This window comes from Haematospirillum sp. 15-248, assembly GCF_012102665.1.
In the GTDB taxonomy this organism is placed as follows: Bacteria; Pseudomonadota; Alphaproteobacteria; order Rhodospirillales; family Rhodospirillaceae; genus Haematospirillum.
Genome location: NZ_JAAVTF010000007.1, coordinates 1 through 20,668 on the forward strand (window position 1 = coordinate 1; position 20,668 = coordinate 20,668).

16 protein-coding genes are annotated in these 20,668 nt (G+C 55.1%); 10 read left to right on the forward strand and 6 right to left on the reverse strand.

Annotation, left to right across the window (positions count from 1 at the left end):
* The first annotated feature begins 195 nt into the window (after positions 1-195).
* The 3 genes from HEQ72_RS07255 to ccmB all read left to right on the forward strand — a co-directional run bounded on the left by HEQ72_RS07255 (position 196) and on the right by ccmB (position 7,122).
* Positions 196-5,592 carry a hypothetical protein gene (locus tag HEQ72_RS07255; RefSeq protein WP_209316209.1) on the forward strand — a complete coding sequence of 1,799 codons (5,397 nt, stop codon included), beginning with the start codon at positions 196-198 and terminating at the stop codon, positions 5,590-5,592.
* A gap of 145 nt (positions 5,593-5,737) precedes the next feature.
* Positions 5,738-6,454, forward strand: a complete 717-nt coding sequence (ccmA, locus tag HEQ72_RS07260) for a heme ABC exporter ATP-binding protein CcmA (protein WP_168020983.1) — start codon at positions 5,738-5,740, stop codon at positions 6,452-6,454.
* Positions 6,451-7,122, forward strand: coding sequence for a heme exporter protein CcmB (gene ccmB, locus HEQ72_RS07265; RefSeq protein ID WP_168020984.1), 672 nt, complete (start codon positions 6,451-6,453; stop codon positions 7,120-7,122). Before ccmA ends, ccmB begins: the two co-directional genes overlap by 4 nt.
* Before the next feature lie 6 nt (positions 7,123-7,128).
* On the opposite strand, the gene gcvA is transcribed toward ccmB, so the two are convergent.
* The 4 genes from gcvA to HEQ72_RS07285 form a co-directional block, all read right to left on the reverse strand.
* A complete protein-coding gene (gene gcvA / locus HEQ72_RS07270; RefSeq protein ID WP_168020985.1) occupies positions 7,129-8,073 on the reverse strand; it encodes a transcriptional regulator GcvA in 945 nt (314 codons plus the stop codon).
* A 274-nt stretch (positions 8,074-8,347) separates the two neighbouring features.
* Positions 8,348-8,746 carry a hypothetical protein gene (locus tag HEQ72_RS07275; RefSeq protein ID WP_168020987.1) on the reverse strand — a complete coding sequence of 133 codons (399 nt, stop codon included), beginning with the start codon at positions 8,744-8,746 and terminating at the stop codon, positions 8,348-8,350.
* Between the two features lie 179 nt (positions 8,747-8,925).
* Positions 8,926-9,144 carry a DUF1150 family protein gene (locus HEQ72_RS07280; protein ID WP_168020989.1) on the reverse strand — a complete coding sequence of 73 codons (219 nt, stop codon included), beginning with the start codon at positions 9,142-9,144 and terminating at the stop codon, positions 8,926-8,928.
* Between the two features lie 16 nt (positions 9,145-9,160).
* Positions 9,161-9,646 (reverse strand): Hsp20 family protein, encoded by a 486-nt coding sequence (locus tag HEQ72_RS07285; RefSeq protein WP_245184251.1) that lies wholly within the window; start codon positions 9,644-9,646, stop codon positions 9,161-9,163.
* A 200-nt stretch (positions 9,647-9,846) separates the two neighbouring features.
* Between HEQ72_RS07285 and HEQ72_RS07290 the strand changes: the two genes are divergently transcribed.
* Positions 9,847-10,533, forward strand: a complete 687-nt coding sequence (locus tag HEQ72_RS07290) for a class I SAM-dependent methyltransferase (RefSeq protein WP_168020992.1) — start codon at positions 9,847-9,849, stop codon at positions 10,531-10,533.
* A 20-nt stretch (positions 10,534-10,553) separates the two neighbouring features.
* Here HEQ72_RS07290 and HEQ72_RS07295 read toward each other — a convergent pair whose 3' ends face one another.
* Complete coding sequence (locus HEQ72_RS07295) at positions 10,554-11,009, reverse strand: SufE family protein (RefSeq protein ID WP_209316210.1); 456 nt, start codon at positions 11,007-11,009, stop codon at positions 10,554-10,556.
* A 137-nt stretch (positions 11,010-11,146) separates the two neighbouring features.
* Here HEQ72_RS07295 and HEQ72_RS07300 point away from each other — a divergent pair, with 137 nt between their 5' ends.
* The 5 genes from HEQ72_RS07300 (at position 11,147) to HEQ72_RS07320 (ending at position 17,976) form a co-directional block, all read left to right on the forward strand.
* Positions 11,147-11,935: a TSUP family transporter gene (locus HEQ72_RS07300; RefSeq protein ID WP_168022986.1), complete on the forward strand. Its 789-nt coding sequence runs from the start codon at positions 11,147-11,149 to the stop codon at positions 11,933-11,935.
* A 202-nt stretch (positions 11,936-12,137) separates the two neighbouring features.
* A complete protein-coding gene (dnaK, locus tag HEQ72_RS07305) occupies positions 12,138-14,042 on the forward strand; it encodes a molecular chaperone DnaK (protein ID WP_168022987.1) in 1,905 nt (634 codons plus the stop codon).
* 134 nt (positions 14,043-14,176) lie between these two features.
* Positions 14,177-15,304, forward strand: a complete 1,128-nt coding sequence (gene dnaJ, locus HEQ72_RS07310) for a molecular chaperone DnaJ (protein ID WP_168022988.1) — start codon at positions 14,177-14,179, stop codon at positions 15,302-15,304.
* A 303-nt stretch (positions 15,305-15,607) separates the two neighbouring features.
* Entirely contained in the window at positions 15,608-17,188 is a 1,581-nt protein-coding gene (locus HEQ72_RS07315) for a methyl-accepting chemotaxis protein (RefSeq protein ID WP_168022989.1), read from the forward strand.
* Positions 17,185-17,976 carry a substrate-binding periplasmic protein gene (locus HEQ72_RS07320; protein WP_168022990.1) on the forward strand — a complete coding sequence of 264 codons (792 nt, stop codon included), beginning with the start codon at positions 17,185-17,187 and terminating at the stop codon, positions 17,974-17,976. The genes HEQ72_RS07315 and HEQ72_RS07320 overlap by 4 nt, the downstream gene beginning before the upstream one ends.
* On the opposite strand, the gene HEQ72_RS07325 is transcribed toward HEQ72_RS07320, so the two are convergent.
* On the reverse strand, positions 17,973-20,123 hold the full coding sequence (locus HEQ72_RS07325; protein ID WP_168022991.1) for a transglycosylase domain-containing protein: 2,151 nt from the start codon (positions 20,121-20,123) through the stop codon (positions 17,973-17,975). The genes HEQ72_RS07320 and HEQ72_RS07325 overlap by 4 nt on opposite strands.
* Before the next feature lie 286 nt (positions 20,124-20,409).
* Here HEQ72_RS07325 and HEQ72_RS07330 point away from each other — a divergent pair, with 286 nt between their 5' ends.
* Positions 20,410-20,655, forward strand: coding sequence for a hypothetical protein (locus tag HEQ72_RS07330; RefSeq protein WP_168020999.1), 246 nt, complete (start codon positions 20,410-20,412; stop codon positions 20,653-20,655).
* Positions 20,656-20,668 lie beyond the last annotated feature (13 nt).

The window sequence follows — 20,668 nt, forward strand, 5'->3', positions numbered from 1 at the left end:
AATTGGAGCGGCGCTTTCACGGCGAGGGTCAGGGCGACGGTTGTTGACACGCCGGAGGGCGGTGGCAATGCGGTCACGAAAACCGTTGATGTTCCTGTCGCGGTCAATGTGACGCCGGTTATTGATGGTCTGAGTTTTGAACTTTCTCATGGTACGAGAACAGCCAGCCATCCTGATCGGAGTATCCCCTTGCGTATGGCGTTCTCTCTGGAGGATAGGGATGGGTCAGAGCAAGTTACTCAGATTCTGTTCAAGAATCTTCACGGCTGGACACTGCACGATGCCAATACGGGTGAAAGCTGGGGTCCATCACGTGATGGTTCCATCAGCTATCCCGTACCACAGCATGCCTCTGGATCCATGCAGCTTGATGGTCTGTATTTGGTGCCCCCGGGCACGGGGCGGATTTCCAAAAATCTGAATGTTGCTGTCAAATGGAAAGAAGAGAGACTGAATACGGAACGTACCCAGTCAGCCACGTTGAAGGTTGTGGCCGCTTCGTCGGATGTGCAGGTTGATGCTTCTGGCACGGACCAGACAGCAACTGAGAATGCAGAATTCGAGTGGAGTCCGATGTTTACGTCCTCGAATCCAGATTATTCCGTAAGCAGTGTAGCCATTTATTCCAATGATCCTGATATGGCGAATAGTCAGTGGAAGACGACGGCCGGTGGAGCATTCACTAAGCCGACAGAGGGTCGTTATCCATATCAATTTAATGGCGTTGCTTACAAATATAAGGTCAATGTTCCAGTTGAGAGCATCATCCGTGGGAATGACGGGACTCTCAGCATCCAAGACATGTCGGTAAAGACGCCGAAGCACAATGTGGAAAATGTGGATCTTGATGTTGCCTTTGGTCTTACGCTGAGGCCTGTGACAGGTGGCATTGCCAAGCAGGTTACCGTGCATGGCCGTCTTGATGTATTGCCCCGCCCTGATGGTGTTAAGGCCTTTCATCTTCCTGATTCGGTAGGTGGGAACGAGGATGAAAACGGAAATGCCTTTGCCTTCAATCTTTCATTGGATCTGGAAGATGATGATACCTCGGAGAAGGTCGAGGTGTTGCGTTTTCAAAATGTGCCTAATGGCGTTGCCCTGCGTCCTCCGGGATCTTCCGATGTCATTCGACCAAGTGGTGGTGTGATTGACTGGAGGCTGCCTGAAGGTCTTTCTAAGCCTTCTGCTGGGCGTGTCAGTATTCAGGGTCTTTCCTGGGTGTTGCCTAAGCATGCGGCCTTGCCGGATAAGCAAAAGATCGAGGTCTTGGCTTATATTCGTGACGGGCGACAGCTTTCCAAGGAGTCTGACAGGGATCACCCCGGTATTTCTGATTGGGCAACGTTACGGTCTTCTTTTTGGTTTGATGTTAGGCCCGTTCCGGATGCACCGAACAATAATTCGGTGCATGTTTCGGGTGATGAAGACACCTGGATACCCCTTGGGTTGTCCTGGTCAAGTCCGGACCAAGACGGATCCGAAACCCTTTCGGTTACTTTGTCCGGATTCCCGGCTGGTACATCTGTTCGTTATCTGAAAGATGGAACAGAGCATGAGGCTGTTATGGAAGGTCCTGCCAGCCTTCTGCAGCTTTTTGGTGAGGAGCACAGAAGCCTGATGGTGAAGGCACCTGCAAACTCTGATGAGGACTTTGAACTGAAGGCCGTTATACGGTCGACAGAAAGCCGTACCGCAGAGTTCAGCGAGGTTGTGTCTTCTGTTCGTGTTTCTGTTCGTGGTGTGGCGGATGGTACTGGAGAACCGGGACAAACATACAAGCGTACCGGTAAAGAAGATGAGCCTGTAGCTCTGAGACTGGACCAAGTGAGCTCCCGTGATACGGACAGGTCCGAAGTTGTCAGCTATTATCTGGATTTATCCGGCGTTTTCAAGAATTATCCGCATTATGAGCTGCGTGCCGGTGGGTCTTCGGATCTGGTGGCTTTGCCCGGTCAACCACATCATTTTGCGGTTGGGAAGGGTGCTCTGGCAAGTCTTTCGCTCTTCTTGGGGCCTGATGCATCCGGGGTTGTCTCAATTCCGGTGCAGGCTGTCTTTACAGAGCGTGAGGGCGATGTCCGGGTTGAGTCGCATATCCTTCAGGTTACGGTAGAGCCTGTGCCCGATATTCCTTTTGAAGGGCCTGTCTCTCAACCCATTGAGTTGGTGATAGAGGGGGGGGGGCCTGTTGTCCATGGTACTGTTGTACAGAATGCTGGTGGCCATACATCGCCCGAGATTCTCTTGCCCAAACCCGTTGACAGATCCAAGCCCTCTGTTAACCAGGATCTGGCGGCATCTTTCTTACCCTTGCCCAAGAATGCCCAGGAAGACGCGTGGGCTGTTATTCCTCTGACAGCTACCCCACTGGATCCTGACCGCTCCGAGAAGGTTTCGGCTGTCTCCTTGACGACAGAGATGAAAGATTTCAATGTTTATGTCAGGGAAGGAAATGGGCCTCTGAAGCGCTTGGTCTGGGATGAGACAGTTAGGAGCTATGTTGAGGAGGTTACAAGAAATAGTAACCTTGTATCTTTCAGCGAGCTTTTGCTGGATCCAAAAGGTGATCGCACCAACCGTGGAGGGGACCGTGTCCCTTATGCCTTGACCTTCACGCTGGATGATGGAGATCCGGGGAAAGGTGGTACGCGTCAGGTATTTGAGCTGAAGCGGGAATTGAAGGTTGTCCCTGTGGCTGATGATCCTGTTGTCGAGGTGTCCCAAGCACGAACACCTAGGGCACAGCTGCCTGATATTGGGAAAGCTGCCGGTCTGAATGTTGTTCTGCGCAGCGGTGAGGCGCGTGAAGCGAAACCTAACGATCCTTCTACAATCAGGAAAGAGGGGTCTGTTGATGGAAAGATTTATGTATCTGACGGATCTGAGGCTGTTCACCTTGTCATATCTGGTATGAAGCCCGGCGCTGTCCTTCTGGACCGTGCGAATAATGTGATTGGCCACAACAATGGTGAGGGAAGCTGGTTCCTGGATGCACAGGTCATTGATGGCTTGCGCAATCCTGTTAATGGTTCTATTCGCGCCGGGGCCATCCAGGTTTGGGCGCCGCCTGGCGTACTTGACGATAATAACAAGCTGAAATTGCAGATTGAGGCTATTGCGGTCGAGAAGGAAGGAACGTCCTCTGACGCGATTCGCCGGGTTGAAGTACATGAGGTCGTTGTGAGTTGGCAGGCTCCGGGGGTGAGAGGGGCATCTGGTGGTATAGGAGGCAATCGTATCTCTCTGGCATTACGTTATCTCCCACGGTCAAGAGATAAGAACACACAGTCAACGGTGGTTCCCCAGCCGAAAGTTCAGATCAAGGACAAAGCTGCTCTGGTGGCTATGGAAGATGGTCCCCTGTTTTTGTCAGGGGTATCCGTTACTACTACTACTGGTGATTCTCTGCCTCCCTACACCTCACTGAGTGCAGTGATTTTGGTACCCAAGGGTTTTATGCTGGCGGGCCATATACCTTTGTCAAAGGTTGAGCCCTATGGCGAGAACCAGAAGGATCTGCCGGAATTCGCGAAAAATGGGAAGAATCCCGGCTACACGTCCTATGTCGTACCAGGCGGTGACCTGTCACACCTTTCCGTGATCCGTGATCCCTCTGTCAAGGAGGCGGAACATTATGCGGGTCCTCTGCCGATATACGTTGAAGGGGTTGTGACAATTGCAGGTCGTCAACCGATAAAAACCCGGCAGGCGGTAGAGTTTGATGTCAAGCCGGTTGTAGATGGTGTTGAACTGTCCGCCAATCCGTCTGCCGGTAAGGAAGGAGATACATTTATTCCCTTGGGGCTGGATGCCAAAAAGCTGGATCCATCAGAGGAAATTCGCTCCCTGTCCATTGAAATGAAAGGTGATAACGGCAAGGTTACGTTCGTCGATAGCGCAGGGCAGTCTGTGAATGTCAGTAACCTCTCGCTTGAGCAGCTGAAAGGTTTGGGCATAAAGCCTGCCGCAGATTTCTCTGGGTTTGTATCCTTTGTTGTCAAGGCGATAACCAAGGATGGCGTTGATGAGAAGGAGACGTTGCTGCAGGTGACCACCTCTGTTGATCCGGTTGCTGATATGCCGACGCTCGTCGTGCCCAAGGACCCTCTTTCAGGTACAGAGCATGATGGTAATGGCAATCCTGCATTGATTCCTTTGAACATCAAGGCAAGTTTGGGAGACAACGACGGGTCTGAAGTCCTCTCTGTTGTTGTTGATGGCTTGCTCAAGGATGGCAAGCCCGTTGGCATACTGGTCGACGAGCATGGCAACGTACTTGCCGGTAACATGCCCAACGGACGGTGGGTTCTGAATGTGGATGCTTTGCAGAACGGCGTTTATTTGCGCCCGGCTCCCCACTTTGGTGGTGTTGTTACCTTGAAGGTTACGGCACAGGCCCGGGAAACAATGTATCGCCCGGATAGTGAAGAGTTGGATGCTGTAAAAACTGTTGAAGACACAATAGAGGTTCACATCAAACAGGTGGCGGATAAACCGCACCTGGATGTCGGATTGGGGTCTGTGACGACTGATGAGGACGAAGTGGTTTCCCTTGGTATTCAGTCGGTTTCCCTTGTTGACCCGGACGGGTCGGAGATCCTTTCTGTGAGTGTGTCGGGCTTGCCCAAGGGTGCGGTCCTCGGGACGCTGGTCGGTAACGTGTTTACGCCGCTGAAGGCAGGGTCCGGGGGTGATCTGACATCCACCGGTGAAGGTGCGTCCCTGAATGTTCCGGCCGGTACGGACTATACGACGCTTGCGGTGCGCCCGCCGGAGAATTGGAGCGGCGCTTTCACGGCGACGGTCAGGGCGACGTCGACTGAGACCGAGAGGGAGACAGGTGCCTCGTTGAGTAGTGACAGCCGCGATGCCACGGTCCAGGTTACGGTAGAGCCGGTTCCGGATCTTCCTCGCTTTGAGCCTATAGATGTGACACGTCAATCTTCTGCCGATCCCATTGCGATAGGGGATGTGTTCAACGCTGTTAGTCCAGCAAAAGTCGATAAATCCCCGCAACTATTTTTGCAGTTCAAGCTTGATGATGGCATGAGCGTTGGTTATCTGCGTAATGGTAAGTTTGAGAAGCTTGGCAAAGAAACTTCTGATGGCTGGACAGAGGTTGAAGCAGGCTGGAGGCCCTATCTCTATCTTGAAGGATCTGGTCAGCTTCAGTATCGGGTTGCTGCGCAGGAAGGGGATAATGCCTCCAAGCGTGTTTATACTGCTGAAAAAACGATAACGATTGGGGAGGAGGCAGCGTCTTCATCGAGCGGTTCCAGAACGAAACGGTCTGTGGACGAGGCTTATGAGATGTCTCCGGCACGGGAAGAATCGGACGACAACCGTGATGCCGAGAATAGGCATCTTGCCTGGGATCATTACCTTTCACCGCCCGGTGCGCAGGTTAAAAGCGATGTCAAGCCAGATGAACAGTTGACTTATGTCGTAGGCGACTCACATTCGTCCTCTGCGGGAGGGGGTATGGCGGGTGAAGCTTCATCCCTGACGTCGCTGGAGAGTGATGCGCTTGGTGGTTTTGGTGATTCCTATGTCGATGATCATGCTGGTTTGCATCAAACACCCTATCTGTAAGCGTGCCGTGAGGGCTTGAGTTTTTCTGCGCTGTGTTTGTCGTGGAGGTTGGCTTCTGATCTTCACGACAGATACGGCGCTTTCCTTTGCCGGTTCTGTTTGTTTTTTCATTCCTGTTGCCGGCTTTCTGGTATGGTCCAGTCCTATGAGCCGTCATACTCTACCGCCTGATTTTCATGTCTCCCGCCCTCCGTTTCCGGCTTTGGACGTAAGGGGGAAGGCTTTGGCCTGCCAGCGGGGCGGGCGCATGGTGTTTCGTCATCTTGATGTTCATGTCACGTCCGGTGATGCGGTTCTTTTGCTGGGACCAAATGGATCCGGGAAGTCGAGCTTGCTCAGGATGTTGGCCGGGTTTCTCCCTGTTGCCAGTGGTTGTCTGGAGTGGGGGCAGGCTGATCAGGACAGGAACAGCTCTCACTCTGTTGTTCGTTATCTTGGTCATCTTGATGCGCTGAAGCCGGCCCTGACCGTGCGCGAGAATATCGTATTCTGGTGCCGTTTGTTGGGCGAGCCGGTGGTGACAGTGCCATCTGTGGACTCAATGGCTCTCTATATGGGTATTTCCCACCTTCTGGATTTGCCGGGGCGTTTCCTTTCAGCCGGTCAGCGTCGCCGTGTTGCCATGATGCCGCTGGTTCTGTCTTCTGCTCCGCTCTGGTTGATGGATGAGCCGGCCACAGCCCTTGATGCCGGTGCTGTTCATATCCTGGAGAAGATTATCGCGGCTCATCGTGCACGTGGTGGGGCGATTGTCTTGTCGACGCATACTGAGCTTGATGTGCCCGATGCCCGTGTCATTCGCCTGGATGACTATGCCCCCAGTCTGGCCGCACGATCTGATGATCCAGAGGTGTTACGGTGAGTCGGTTGTGGCCTGTCCTGTGCCGTGATGTTCGGTTGGCCATGCGCCAAGGAACCGAGAGCGTGACGGTTATTGTCTTTTTTGTGCTGACCGTCGTTCTGTTTCCCTTTGGCCTAGGGCCGGAAGCCAATCTTCTGGCGCGTGTTGCCCCCGGTGTTTTGTGGGTGGTGGCGCTGTTGGCATCGATGCTGTCTCTGGATCGCCTGTTCTCGGGTGATCACGATGATGGATCACTGGAGTTGCTGACCCTCTCCCCAGTCCCCTTGTCACTTCTTGTCCTGGTCAAGGCATTGGCGCATTGGCTCACAACCGGGCTCCCGCTGGTGGCTGTGACGCCTTTGTTGGCTTTGCTGTTGGGTCTTGATGGATCAGCCCTGGGTATGCTGCTCTTGGCTATGATGCTGGGAACTCCCATTCTTTCGCTGATTGGAATGGTTGGTGCTGCCTTGACCTTGGGCTCTCGACGCAGCGGTGTTCTGCTGTCGCTTCTGGTATTGCCGCTGTACGTCCCTGTCCTGGTGTTTGGTGTTGCGACTGTTGATACCGTTCTGGTCGGCCAACCGTCTGTGTCACCCTTGCTGATGCTGGGTTCCTTGCTTTGTGGAGCTTTTGCCTTGTGTCCTTGGGTTGCAGCCGTCGCTGTACGCCAGTCAATCGAAGACGCCTGACTGGACTCAGGCTGGAACAGCGCGTTCCCGTATCTCTAACTCTACAGAATCAGATCGGGTTATTTCCAGAAGCCATTGCGCGAAGACCGCCTGTGCAGGGGCAATCTGTTGTGCACCGGATGTAACGATATAATACGCATTATTGACGGGACGCGAAATGCCGAAAAGGGGCACCAGTTTTCCGCTGCGCAGTGGTTCGGATGTCAGGACTGTGCTGGCCAGCATAATCCCCAGTCCCCTGATTGCGGCCATGGTCAGGGCTGTGCTGTCTGTGAAGTACATGCTCTGTTGCAGATCGGCTACATGGATACCAGCCATGTCAAGCCAAGGCTTCCACTGCAGCCATGGCTCACGGGGGGATCTTCCTGTGTCATGCAGAAGTGTATGGTACTCCAGATCTGACCAGTCATTCAGGGGATGTCCGTTGTCAGCAAGTACAGGTGCGGCTGCCGGAAGGATTTGCTCATTCATCAGAAAGGTGGCACGTACTCCTGGCCAGGTTCCCTGCCCGCAGCGGATGCCAAGGGCGGGGCTTTCTGCATGGGCTGTTGACTTTATATCTCCTGTCGACAGATGAAGCTCGATACCGGGCCAACGGCGACGAAAGTCTGCAAGACGTGGAACAAGCCAGTGTCGCGCCATGTCGGCTGGCGCCGTAATGGTCAATTGTCCTTTCAGGCCGCTTGTATGCAGGTACTCTCCCGCCCGTGACAGGAGATCAAAGCCCCGTGTCAATTCGGGCAGATAGGCGCGTCCTTTTTCTGTCAGGCGTAGTCCACGTGGCATGCGTTCGAACAGACTGATGCCAAGAAAATCCTCGAGGCCTCTGACCTGATGGCTGATTGCTGTTGGGGTTACATGCAATTCCTGTCCAGCCCGGGCAAAACTTCCCAGCCGCGCTGCGGCCTCAAAGGCGCGCAGTGCGTTCAGAGGTGGCAGCCTGCGGGCCATGGATACTGTCCTTGTTTCATCGGGTTGGTCAGCGTGTTTTGTTTGTTAATTGCGTGTATACTATATACGTATGCACGTTCTTATGCTGACATCCTGTCACTGAGTTATGTTCCGGGCAACAGGAAATATTAGAAATATACTTATAAATCTGTGTGTTGTGTTTTTGTTTCCCCGGGATCCAGAAAATTACAGGCAGGCATATTGCCGGAAAGTCGATACGGATTAACAATTTAGGAAAGATTTTTTTTATACCATCGCTTATTGGTAGCGATTCTCAGGCCGGTGGTGGAACCGCAATGGTATCCAAGCTGCGGATGACGATCGGGGCATGATCCGGCGGATTGACAACAGCACTGCTGGTCATGCGTTTCGTAAACCACCCTCTGCGTCCGGCTTCTTCGACCAAGGCGGCTGGTGAGATGGCCTGCCAACCATTCAGATGGGTTTTGAAACTTCCCCCAGAGGCCCAGAAGTCTAGTTCCTCGATCAGCGCGGCGTCTGTCAATTTTTGTGCTTGCCCCATATTCCAGGCTGTGATCAGAAGCATCATAGCATCCGGGTCAAGCCGTTTGTCCAAGCCGCGCTCGACCAAACTTGACCGGAACTCATGCCACGTCGCGGCTCCGGACAAGATGGACAGGGCTTCGCGCATAAAGGGGTCAGGGCCAAACATCACGGACTCCCTTCAGGAGCGTCGAGATTTTTGCATCCTAACATTGTATATGTGTCGAATTCCAGAATTAACGAGAGGAATGATTCTCTTTACCGGGCGAATCCGTATGGTTCCTGTGCGATTGTTCCAGTGGTTTGGCCATACAGCTTGCCCTATAACCTAGGCTGTATGGCCTTTGGTTAGTGAACGCTGTGGGGTTGCAGGTCATTCTGGACCGCAGCCGCAAAGGCTACAGCCCGGCTTGTCGCCAGGCCCAAGTGTTCTCCCTCGTCGCTGAATACGGCCCACAGGGGGCGTCCGGATACTTCGACAGAGCGGACATAAACCGGCTTGCCGGGGAATGTGCCCGTTTCCGGCGATCCCGCCGGTGGCTTTTTGTGATGGCGGTCGTTGCTCATAGCCAATCTCCTGCTCTTAGCGGTCCTTGCGGGGCTGGGGGGCAAGGTCGATTGTTTGCGTCTGCGGTGTTTGATTACTGCGATCCCGGTTGCCGCTTCCAATCTTGATCTGGCGTATAACCGGCTCTGGAACAGGGCGCTGGAGGTCGATATGCAGCAGTCCATTATCCATATAAGCACCAACCACCTCTATGCCCTCAGCCAAGACAAAGCTGCGTTGGAACTGGCGTGAGGCGATGCCACGGTGCAAAAACATACGATTGCCGTCATCTGCGGACTGGCGCCCCCGGATCACAAGCTGGTTGTCCTCTGTCGTGACGGAGAGGTCTTCCTCGCGGAAGCCTGCCACGGCCAAGGTGATGCGCAGGCAGTGTTCGCCAGTTTGCTCGATATTATAGGGTGGATAGCCCTCTGCCGAGCTTTTGGCAACACGGTCAAGGACGCGCTCTACGTGGTCAAAGCCAAGTAGAAGCGGGCTGTTGAAAACAGACAGGCGTGTCAAGGGAACCTCCTTTCGAGCGTATCCCGAAGTCGCATTGGGCCCGGAATTCCGGCACCCGGCCTCAGAGATCCATGTGTGTGGCATCTCCTTGTCCTTAATTTCGGCACAGATGAAGTGTCCGTCAAGGGGAAGAGAGGAAAGCACCTTGAGATGCAGTGTGTTGGCTGGTTTCTGGCTTCAAGGCATGGCATGATAAACAGGTGAAGGATACGAATCCGGATATATTGCAGTCCGGCCTTGGAGCCCTTTCTGCAGACGGCTACCCGACGGTTCTGGAGCGAATCGCCGGGAGCTATGATTTCACGCTCCGGCAGTCCGGTCCCGTTCCCGAAGCGGTCTTATGGCGTGGTCGTCGCCATCAAGCGGCAAGGTTTCGTGCTCTTTTGTCAATTATGGGTTCAGATCGCTGGCGTCGCGGGATCAGCCTCAACGATGTTGGCTGCGGGTATGGTGCGCTGTGGCTCTGGTTGGGGTGGCGATGGCGGGTTCTTGGCGGTTCTTACACCGGGTACGACATCAGCTCCGAGATGCTGGATGCAGCCTGTCGCCGTATTTCTCACCCCAAGGCTCGGTTTGTTCGTTCGGCTGTTCCATCGTTTATGGCTGACTACACCGTTGCATCCGGTGTGTTCGGGCTGCGCCTGGATATGGAAAGCCAGGATTGGGAGGCGTGGGTCGAAGCCTTGTGCCTGGCCATGGCCCGTGTATCCCGGCGCGGTTTGTCCTTCAATATCCTGGACGGACGGCGTTCTGCTTCTTGTCAGACCTTGTGGTACAGTGACCCGGATACGGAGAAGAGCCGGGCCGTGCGTCTCTTCCCCGGGGCCAATGTTCGCATTGCCCAAGGGTATACATCGGGTGACTTTACGGTTCTGGTGCGTTTCTAGGTCTGCAAACGCGCCTTTCTTCAGGAATGAGGCGGTTCATTCCCTGCCTTCTCGATCCGGTCACGTGCTACGGATCGAACAACCTGAACAACGGATGCGACGCCATTTCGGCGGTTCGGGCTGATGTGCTGATCCAGTTCCAGCCGCGCAAGCTGGGCATCTGCATCAATGGACAGGATATCTTTGGGTGTCCGGCCCGAGAACAAGGCAAGCAGAACGGCCAGAAGACCTTTGACAATGTGGGCGTCACTGTCTGCCGCGAAGAACAGGTGTTCTTCCTTGCCGATATGCTCGATCCGGTGGGTCAGCCAGACTTGGCTGATGCATCCTTCCACCTTGTTTTCGCGGGTCCGGCTTTCTTCGGGGAAGGGTTCCAGTGTGCGTCCCAGATCGATGATGTAGCGGTAGCGGTCTTCCCAGTCATCGAACAAGGAGAAATTCTCCACCAGCTCATCTATTGTCAGGTTTGCACCCATTGTTCCGTATCCACGCCGCTGCTGTTGTCATTCTGATCTCTTGCCGGAGACAGGCTTGATATAGCGCCTTGTCCCTCAGGATGAAACCCCGCGACACAGGTTTCGTGCCCGGCTATGCTGGAACATGATCAGTTTTTATGTCAGGGACGGCTGTATTGGAATTGGAAGCCCATGTTCTGATTGTTCTTGCCCTTGTTGCGGTGGGGGCGGGCTTTCTGGATACACTGGCCGGCGGGGGTGGGTTATTGACTGTTCCGGCCCTTCTTCTTGCCGGTGTGCCTCCGGTGCAAGCCCTGGCGACGAACAAGCTTCAGTCATCGGCGGGCACTCTGACAGCAACTGTTGGGATGGCCCGTCTTGGCTTGCTCCGTTTCCGGGATATACGAACTCCTTTTCTGGCATCGCTTGTAGGTTCGGCGGTTGGTGCCACCTTGGTGCAGGTTTTGGATGTTCGATCCCTTGATCATATTGTCCCGGTTGTTCTGGTTGGTATTGCTGTGTACTTCGTCCTGGTTCCGTCTGCCGGAGATGTGGAGTGTCAGCCCCGTATAGGGCGGGGTGTTTACCGGCTTGGCGTTGTTCCGGCCATCGGCCTTTACGATGGTATGTTCGGGCCGGGGACCGGGTCTTTCTTTTCCTTGGCCGGCGTTGGCTTGCGCGGGCAACATCTGGTGCAGGCCACAGCCCATGCCAAGGCCTTCAACCTTGCAAGCAACATGGCGGCTTTGGGGGCTTTTGTTGTTGGGGGGAAGGTTGTCTGGTCGATCGGGGCTGTCATGATTCTGGGGCAGGCCTGTGGGGCCAGTCTGGGTAGCATGGCTGTGGCACGCGGGGGTGTGCGCCTGATACGCCCTTTGATTGTCTTTATGTCCCTGTCAATGACCGCTCGTTACCTATGGGACTGCTGTATCCGGGTATTCTGGTAGCCCTCTTGGCACACCCGGTATCGAAGTGCTAAAATAGCGGAGATCGTCACAGGGAGCGTTGCCAACGCTGGTCTGTCGCCCTATATAAATGATCATTCGGGGCCGTCAGGGTGATGGTCCTGTCGTTTTCGGAACCCAAAGGGGACTTCGGGGACGCCGACAAAAGGGTCCGGTGGAGTTCGCCGCAGAAAGAGGTATTGCGATGAGCAAGGTCATTGGTATCGACCTCGGCACCACCAATTCGTGTGTTGCCATTATGGACGGGAAGGAAGCCCGTGTTCTCGAGAATGCAGAAGGTAACCGTACCACGCCGTCCATGGTTGCCTTTGCCGAGGATGATGAAATTCTGGTCGGTCAGCCTGCCAAGCGTCAGGCTGTAACCAATCCTGAAAATACACTGTTTGCCATCAAGCGTCTGATTGGCCGTCGTTTCGACGATCCGGCAGTCGAGAAAGACAAGAAGCTTGTCCCTTACGAGATCGTTAAGGGCAACAACGGTGATGCATGGGTTGACGTTCGCGGGAAGAAAAGAGCGCCGAGTGAAATTTCGTCCAGCGTCCTGCGTAAGATGAAGGAAACAGCCGAGAGCTATCTCGGGGCGGCCGTTACACAGGCCGTGATTACGGTTCCGGCCTATTTCAATGACTCCCAGCGTCAGGCAACCAAGGATGCCGGGATTTTGGCCGGCCTTGAAGTTCTGCGTATTATCAACGAGCCGACAGCGGCTGCCCTTGCCTATGGTCTGGACCGCAAGGAAGCTGGTACGGTTGTTGTATATGACTTGGGCGGTGGGACGTTTGACGTTTCCATTCTGGAAATTGGTGACGGTGTTTTCGAGGTCAAGTCCACCAACGGTGATACGTTCCTGGGGGGTGAGGACTTCGATGCCCGGATCATTGGCTATCTGGCAGACGAATTCAAAAAGGAGCAGGGCATTGACCTGCGCCAGGATCGCTTGGCTCTCCAGCGTTTGAAGGAAGCTGCCGAGAAAGCAAAAATAGAGCTTTCGTCAACGGCGCAGACCGATGTGAACCTGCCTTTCATCACGGCCGATGCCAGTGGTCCAAAGCATTTGAATGTCAAGCTGACCCGTTCCAAGCTGGAATCCCTTGTTGAAGACCTGATCAAGCGGACGATAGAGCCTTGTCGCAAAGCGATGGAGGATGCTGACCTGAAAGCTGGTGATATTGCCGAAGTTATTCTGGTCGGCGGTATGACCCGTATGCCAAAGGTGCAGGAAGCGGTGGAGCGCTTCTTTGGTCGCAAGCCGCACAAGGGGGTGAACCCTGATGAAGTCGTTGCCATCGGTGCAGCCATTCAGGGCGGTGTCCTGAAGGGTGAGGTCAAGGATGTCCTTCTTCTGGATGTGACCCCTCTGTCTTTGGGCATTGAAACGCTGGGCGGTGTGTTTACCCGCCTGATTGATCGGAACATCACGATTCCGACCCGGAAGTCCCAGACGTTCTCCACGGCTGAAGACAACCAGAATGCTGTGACCATTCGCGTGTTCCAGGGTGAGCGTGAAATGGCGGCTGACAACAAAATGCTGGGTCAGTTTGACCTGGTTGGTATTCCTGCCGCACCGCGTGGCGTGCCGCAGATCGAGGTAACGTTTGACATTGATGCCAACGGTATTGTCAACGTTTCCGCCAGGGACAAGGCAACCGGCAAGGAGCAGGTGATTCGTATCCAGGCTTCCGGCGGTTTGTCAGAAGACGATATCAAGCGCATGGTCAAGGAAGCCGAAGCAAATGCCGAGGCCGACAAGAAGCGTCGTGAGGTTATTGATGCCCGTAACCATGCCGATGGCCTGATTCATCAGGTTGACAAAGACCTGAAAGAGCATGGTGACAAGATCGATGCTTCCCTGCGGTCCCAGATTGAGGCTGACATGGCTGCTGCGCGTGCCGTTCTTGATGGTGATGATGCTGCGGCGCTCAAGGCTGCGACAGAAACCCTGATGCAGTCTTCCATGAAGCTGGGTGAGGCTATGTACAAGGCTCAGCAGGCATCTGCTGGTGGTGCCGATGGTGCTGCTGCGGGCCAGAAGGATGACGGTGTTGTCGATGCTGATTTTGAGGAAGTAGACGACTCAAAGGGCAAGTAAGGCTATGCCTCTGAGTTCGGAATTTCCGACACAATGAAGCGGCGTCAGCCGTTATGGAATGACTTCGACCGCCCCGCACACGCCCCTGTGGCCGTTTTGTGTGCGGGGCGGTCGTCCCTTTGCAGGGCGAGCCAATGAGCAGCAAAAAGGATTATTACGAAGTTCTTGGCGTCAGCCGGGATGCGGATGCCGGGGCAATAAAGAAGGCCTATCGGCTGCGGGTCAAGGATTGTTTCCCGGATCATCATCCAGGTGATGAGGAAATTGCGAAGGCTTTCCGCGAGCTGACCGAAGCTTATGAAGTGCTGCAGGATGACCAGAAGCGTGCAGCGTATGATCGCTTTGGCCATGATGCCTTCTCCCAGGGTGGCGGTGGGGCGTCCGGCTTTGGCGGTTTTGATTTTGGTGGCGGCTTTGCCGACATTATTGATGAAGTTTTCGGTAACTTTGCCGGTCGTCAGCGCGGGGGACCTTCCCGTGGTGCCGATGTTCGCTATGACATGTCTATAACCCTGGAAGATGCTTTTCTGGGCAAGACCGCCACGATCACCCTTTCCACGGCGACGTCTTGTGGAACCTGCAAGGGCAGTGGTGCAAAGTCGGGGACAACACCAACAACGTGCTCCACGTGTCGTGGTCAGGGGCGTACACGGGTCCAGCAGGGTATGTTCTTGGTTGAGAGAACGTGTCCGTCGTGCCATGGGCGGGGAAAGACGATCACCGATCCTTGTTCTTCCTGCCGTGGTTCCGGGCGCGAAAATCGGGAGCGTACGCTCGAGGTCAAGATTCCGCCGGGTGTCGAGGATGGAACGCGCATTCGGTTGTCGGGTGAAGGGGAAGCCGGAATGCTGGGCGCCCCGTCCGGCGATCTCTATATTTTCCTGACCATTCGCCCGCATCGTATCTTCCAGCGCGAGGGTGCCGATATCTACTGCAGGGTGCCGATCACCATGACAACGGCCGCCCTGGGTGGCAGTATAGAGGTTCCTTCCATTGATGGCAGCCGCGCACGGGTTACGATTCCGGCCGGAACCCAGTCCGGTAATCAGTTCCGGCTGCGTAACAAGGGGATGAGCGTCCTGCGCAGCCCGAAACGTGGGGATATGATTGTTCATGCCCAGGTTGAAACCCCTGTCAACCTGACCGATGAGCAAAAAGATCTTCTGCGCCGCTTTGATGAAGCGGGTGGAGGCGAGACCAGCCCCGAGAGCACAGGATTCTTTCGCAGGATCCGGGAACTTTGGGATGATCTGACCGATTGATGACCGGTCTGTGTCCGTGGAGTTTTCCGCCTGGTCAAAGCCGTGTTCCCGTCTTCCCGGCAGGAACACGGCTTTTCTGCTTTTTTGGCCCTGAAAGGGTTACGGAACCCGGGTATCAGCGGGGCTTGTGTTCTATTTTGCAGGTATAGTGATTTTGCCCCGGTTTATAGCCGGGTAGGTCGCTTGTACCCTTGTCCCTGTTTGTATTGCCTTTTGTCCTGGCGACAGGGTGAGAAACAGGGTGTAAGCCTTTTGGGCAGTACATGAGGAATGGCGTTACAGGTGTCCTGACAGGAGTAAACCATGTCCGAGCATCCAAAGAAAACGACAATCGCCGTGAAGCTGATTGCCGTTATTGCTTCCGTGGTTTCAGGGTTCCTGATCATTTCAACCGTTGCCAGCGTTATTGTAACAGACCGCCTGATGGGCAAGGCTGTGGATACCCGTGCGTCTCTGGTTGCCAACCTTCAGGCTGCGGCCATGGTTCAGCCAATCTGGGATTTCAATCTTGAGGTTCTGCAGCAGTTGACCAACGCCCTTGCGGCCGATCCGGATTTTGAGGCTGCCTGGGTCACGGATGATACGGGCAAGGTTCTCAGCAAGAAGATGGCCGGAGATATAGACTATACAACTCTTGAACAGGATGCTTTGCCATCCAGTGTCTCCATGATCCACCAGTCGGTTGTTCGGGAAGACAAGCAGATTGCCACCCTGCATATCGTTGTCAGCGACCATTCCAAGCAAGCAGCCCGCCAGAGTGCGATTTTTTCCGGCGTTGTGATCATTATCCTCAGCAACCTGATCCTGGTTGTTATTCTCTTTGCCATCATTCGGCAAATCACCCGTCCCTTGGTTGATATTGCTGCCGTTATCGATGAGCTGGCGGCCGATCGACTGGATGTTGAGGTTCCCCACAAGGAACGTACTGATGAAATTGGCTCCATTGCAGGTGCTGTCGGGACATTCCAGCAGAATATGAAGCGTAACCGCGAGCTGGAACGCGAGGCGGAAGAAGCCCGCGAGCAACGCCGCCAGAGAACAGCCCTGCGCGAGAAACTTACGGCAGCTTTTGATACGGCCGTCAGTTCCATGTTGCAGACTCTGTCAGGCAGTGCGGAAGAAGTTTTCGGGTCTTCGGATACCCTGCAGCAGGCGGCGGACCGTACCCGTGACGAGAGCCAGGCTGTCAATCATTCTGCCGAGCAGGCCTCCCTGGACATTGAAGCCGTGGCAACGGCGGCGGAAGAGCTGGGAGCCTCCATCGGTGAAATCAGCCGTCAGGTCGAGGACAGCACCCACATCACGGCCGATGCAGTACGGGGGATTGAGGGTGCGGCCAAGACCATGGGCATCCTGTCAGAAGCAACGGGGCGGATCGGCGAGATTGTCAATCTGATTACGGATATCGCCAGTCAGACCAACCTCCTTGCACTGAATGCAACGATCGAGGCGGCCCGTGCCGGTGAGGCCGGCAAAGGGTTTGCTGTTGTCGCCAACGAGGTCAAGAGCCTGGCAAACCAGACAACCCGGGCCACAGACGAAATTGCCCGTCAGATCACGGCTGTCCAGAAAGCATCGGGGGATGTCAGCTCGGCCATTCGTCAGGCTGTGGGGACCATTCATTCCGTGGACGCGGTCGTTGCCAATATTGCGTCGGCTGTTGAGGAACAGGGCGCGGCAACGCGCGAGATTGCCCGCGCGGTGGGTGGTGTTGCTGCGGGGAACCGCAGTATCGTCGACCGCATCGGGGAAGTGTCTACAGCCGCAGCCAAGACAGGTGACATGTCTTCCAGCATGTACCGTGTTGCCGAGGGGCTGAAGAGCGAAACGGAGAACCTGCGCGACTGTGTCGAGAAGTTCTTGCTGGACATGCGTTCCGCATGAGCAGGCAAGGCGAGGACAAGAAACAGGTCAGTCGTGGTTCTGCCGTTCGTGCGTGTTCCGTTGTCCTGTTATCCTGCACGTTTTTTCTTGTGGCCCCCGTATCCCATGCTGGTGAGTTGAGGCTCAGCACCTTGGAATGGCCTCCCTATACCGGCGAGGCTTTGCCCGGTGCCGGTGCGGCTGCGATTGTTTTGCAAGAGGCAGCCAAGCATGGTGGCGATACCTTCAGCGCAGCCTTCTATCCTTGGCAATGGGCTGTTCGCATAGGCTTGGAGAGCACAGGGTATGTTGGTTACTTCCCGGAGTATATGTCCCGGGATCTGGACAGTCAGTGCTTGTTCAGCAAGCCGATAGGCATTGGTCCCCTGGGGTTTGCACAGCGCAGGGACAGACCGTTGTTCTGGAATACGCTGGATGATCTTGCATCGGTACCGATTGGCACTGTTTCGGGCTATGTCAATACAGCTGACTTTGATGCCCGGGTGGCTGCTGGCCGCCTGAGTACGGATACAGCGATTGATGACGTCAGTAACTTGCGCAAGGTTATTGCAAAAAGGGTTGTGGCTGCTGTGGTTGATCATAACGTGATGGCCTATCTGCTGAAAACAGACTCATCCCTGATTGCGGAGGGGGATGTCCTGGAATTCAACAGTCAGATTCTTGAGAACAAGACCTTGCACGTGTGTTTCCGCAAGACAGACGAAGGAGAGGCGGCCCGTGCCCGCCTGGATGCGGCCCTGTCTGCTCTGGATGTCTCAACGATTTTTGAGAAAGCCTTGGTGTTCTAACGGCGTCCGAACATGTCCTGCAGGCGGTCTATCTCATCAGCAGGTGTCCAGATTGCCGGCGGGGCTTCTTCCTGGTCATGATCCGGGTCCGAAGAGGATCGTGACGATGGTATCGGGCGTGCGGGCAGGCTGCGGTGAATGTCTTCCATGACCTGTTTCCACACCTGAGCGGGCAGGGTTCCTCCCGTAACCCGTTTCATTGGGCTGTTGTCGTCATTACCAATCCAGACACCGGTCACATAATCGGCGGTATAGCCAAGATAAAGCGCATCGCGGTAAGTCTGGCTGGTACCCGTTTTGGCCCCTGCCGGCCGGTCCAGGGTTGCAGCTTTTCCGGTTCCCCAGGACAGGACACCACCAAGAAGCTGGTTCATCTGCGCCACTACATCCGGGCGTATAACCCGTGTACCGGCTGTTCCGATGCGTTCGTAAAGGACTTGCCCATCCCGCGTGGTGATATCAAGGATGGAATATGGATAGGCGGCCATGCCTCCATTCGCCAAGGGAGCATAGGCCGCTGTCATGGCCAGCAGGGTGTTGTCTTCTGTTCCCAGGGCCATGGCCGGGCTTTCTTCCCCGACACGCGATACGGAAAGACCCAGTCGGCGGGCTGTGCGTGCCACGGTACGTAGACCTGTTTTCATGGCAACCCGGACAGCAACCGTATTGATCGAGCGGGCGACAGCCTCGCGTACCGTAACATCTCCGCGGAATTGGCGGTCAAAGTTTTGTGGCGACCAGTTGCGGATCGTCAGGGGTTCATCCTGAATGATGTCATCAGGTGAAAGACCCTGTTCCAGAGCCGCAAGATATACAAACGTCTTGAACGATGATCCGGGTTGCCGGGTTGCTTGCGTTGCCCGGTTGTACTGGCTTGTGCTGTAGTCCGTTCCGCCCACAATCGCGCGTACGGCCCCTTGCGGGCTCATGACCACAACAGCTCCCTGCGTGGCGTGGCGTGTTGCGCCATACTGGTTCAGTACGGTGTTCAGTGCATGCTCTGCACTCTTCTGGGTTTGCTTGTTGAACGTTGTTCTTACCACAAGGTCGGTATCGACCGTGCCGACCAGGTCGTCAAGCTGATCCAGGACAAAGTCACTGAAATACCGCCCGGTATGGCTGCGGGGTGGCAGTGAAGCCAGATACCGTTCTCCTTCGGACGAGGCGTGTTCGGCCTGAGCTTGTGTCAGAACGCCCGACGCGACCATGGACTGGAGGACAGTTCTGGCCCGTGCATGGGCATTGCCCTTGTTGTTCTCGGGGTTATAGCGGGATGGAGCTTTCAGCAACCCGGCCAGCACGGCGGCTTGATAGGGTGTGACATGGCGCGTGGATACTCCGAAATATTTCCGGGAGGCCGCTTCCATGCCATAGGTACCGGCACCCAGATATACGCGGTTCAGGTACAGGCTGAAGATCTGTTCCTTGCTGAACGTCCATTCCAGCCACAAGGCGAGCATCAGCTCCTGGGCCTTGCGCTTGAAGGTACGGTCGCGGGTCAGGAATAGATTCTTGGCAGTTTGCTGCGTAATGGTGGAACCACCCTGTACGGTTTGCCCCGCCTGCCAGTTGGTTACTACGGCCCGCAAAAGCCCCAGGGGGTCAATGCCCGGGTGACTGTAGAACCGCCGGTCCTCAATGGACATAACCGCCTCAGGCAGCCAGTGAGACATGGCATTGACCGGTACAACATCGCCATATTGGTCCCCATACGTGGCGACCAAGGCGCCGTTCTCATCGACAAGGGTAATGGAAGGCTTGCGGGTCATGGCTGCCGTAAGGTCGATCCGTGGCAGGTCAAGGGCAAACCAGCCCAGAATCAGGCCAACCACCATGCACCCCCACAGCATGATGCTCAGAGTCCAGCGTGTCAGGCGCCAGACAAGGGAGCGTGAACGGCGCGTATTCTTGCTCCTGCCGGTTTTTCTTGGTTCTTGCCCTTGTCGTGTTGACCGCTTGGGCTTGGATCTTCCGGTGTTTTTTGCCTTTTTTGGCCGCTTTTCTGTCCGGAGTTTGCCCCATATTCTGGCCAGACTGCTGCCATAGGCCGGACGCGATGACAGCATACGGTTCCTGATATCATCAGGATCCAGGCGGATTCCGGGCGTTGCAGGGTCAGGAACGGGGCAGGAGCCAGAAGGAGACATCGTATCCGGTTTTCTATGTGTTCCGGGTGGGAGAGGTCACAAGAAAGGTCCTGGGACTACAAACTGTGACCGAAGCAAGGGCTTGATACCCGAGACAGCAGCCTGATGCAAAGGTATCCCCACATCTCTTGGTTACGCTTTTGTCAGGATCATGAAGTGACAGGATATTTTCTCCCCTATACTTGGGGCAATCGTATGGCTGTTTGTGCTGCAAGATGCAGAAATCGGCGAATCGTTGCTTTTTTTCTGCTATTCTGCCTTTCCGTTTCCGGGGGAGAAAGCCGCAATGAAGACTGCGCCTGCCTTGATCATCAATCTGTCCGAGGATCTCTACCTGCGTCTGCAAGCTTTGGCGGAGGCAGGGCAGTGTCAACTGGAAGAGCTGGTCTTCCGTGCTTGCGAAGACTTTGTCGAACGTGAGGAGGAGTTCCTCCAAGTTCGCGACTCCCTAGAATCCGGACAGGATATCCGGGTAACCGTCTGCGTCCCCAATGCTCCCCTTGGTGATGTTTCCCCGGTTCCGAAGGGATAGGGGTGTCCGCCGC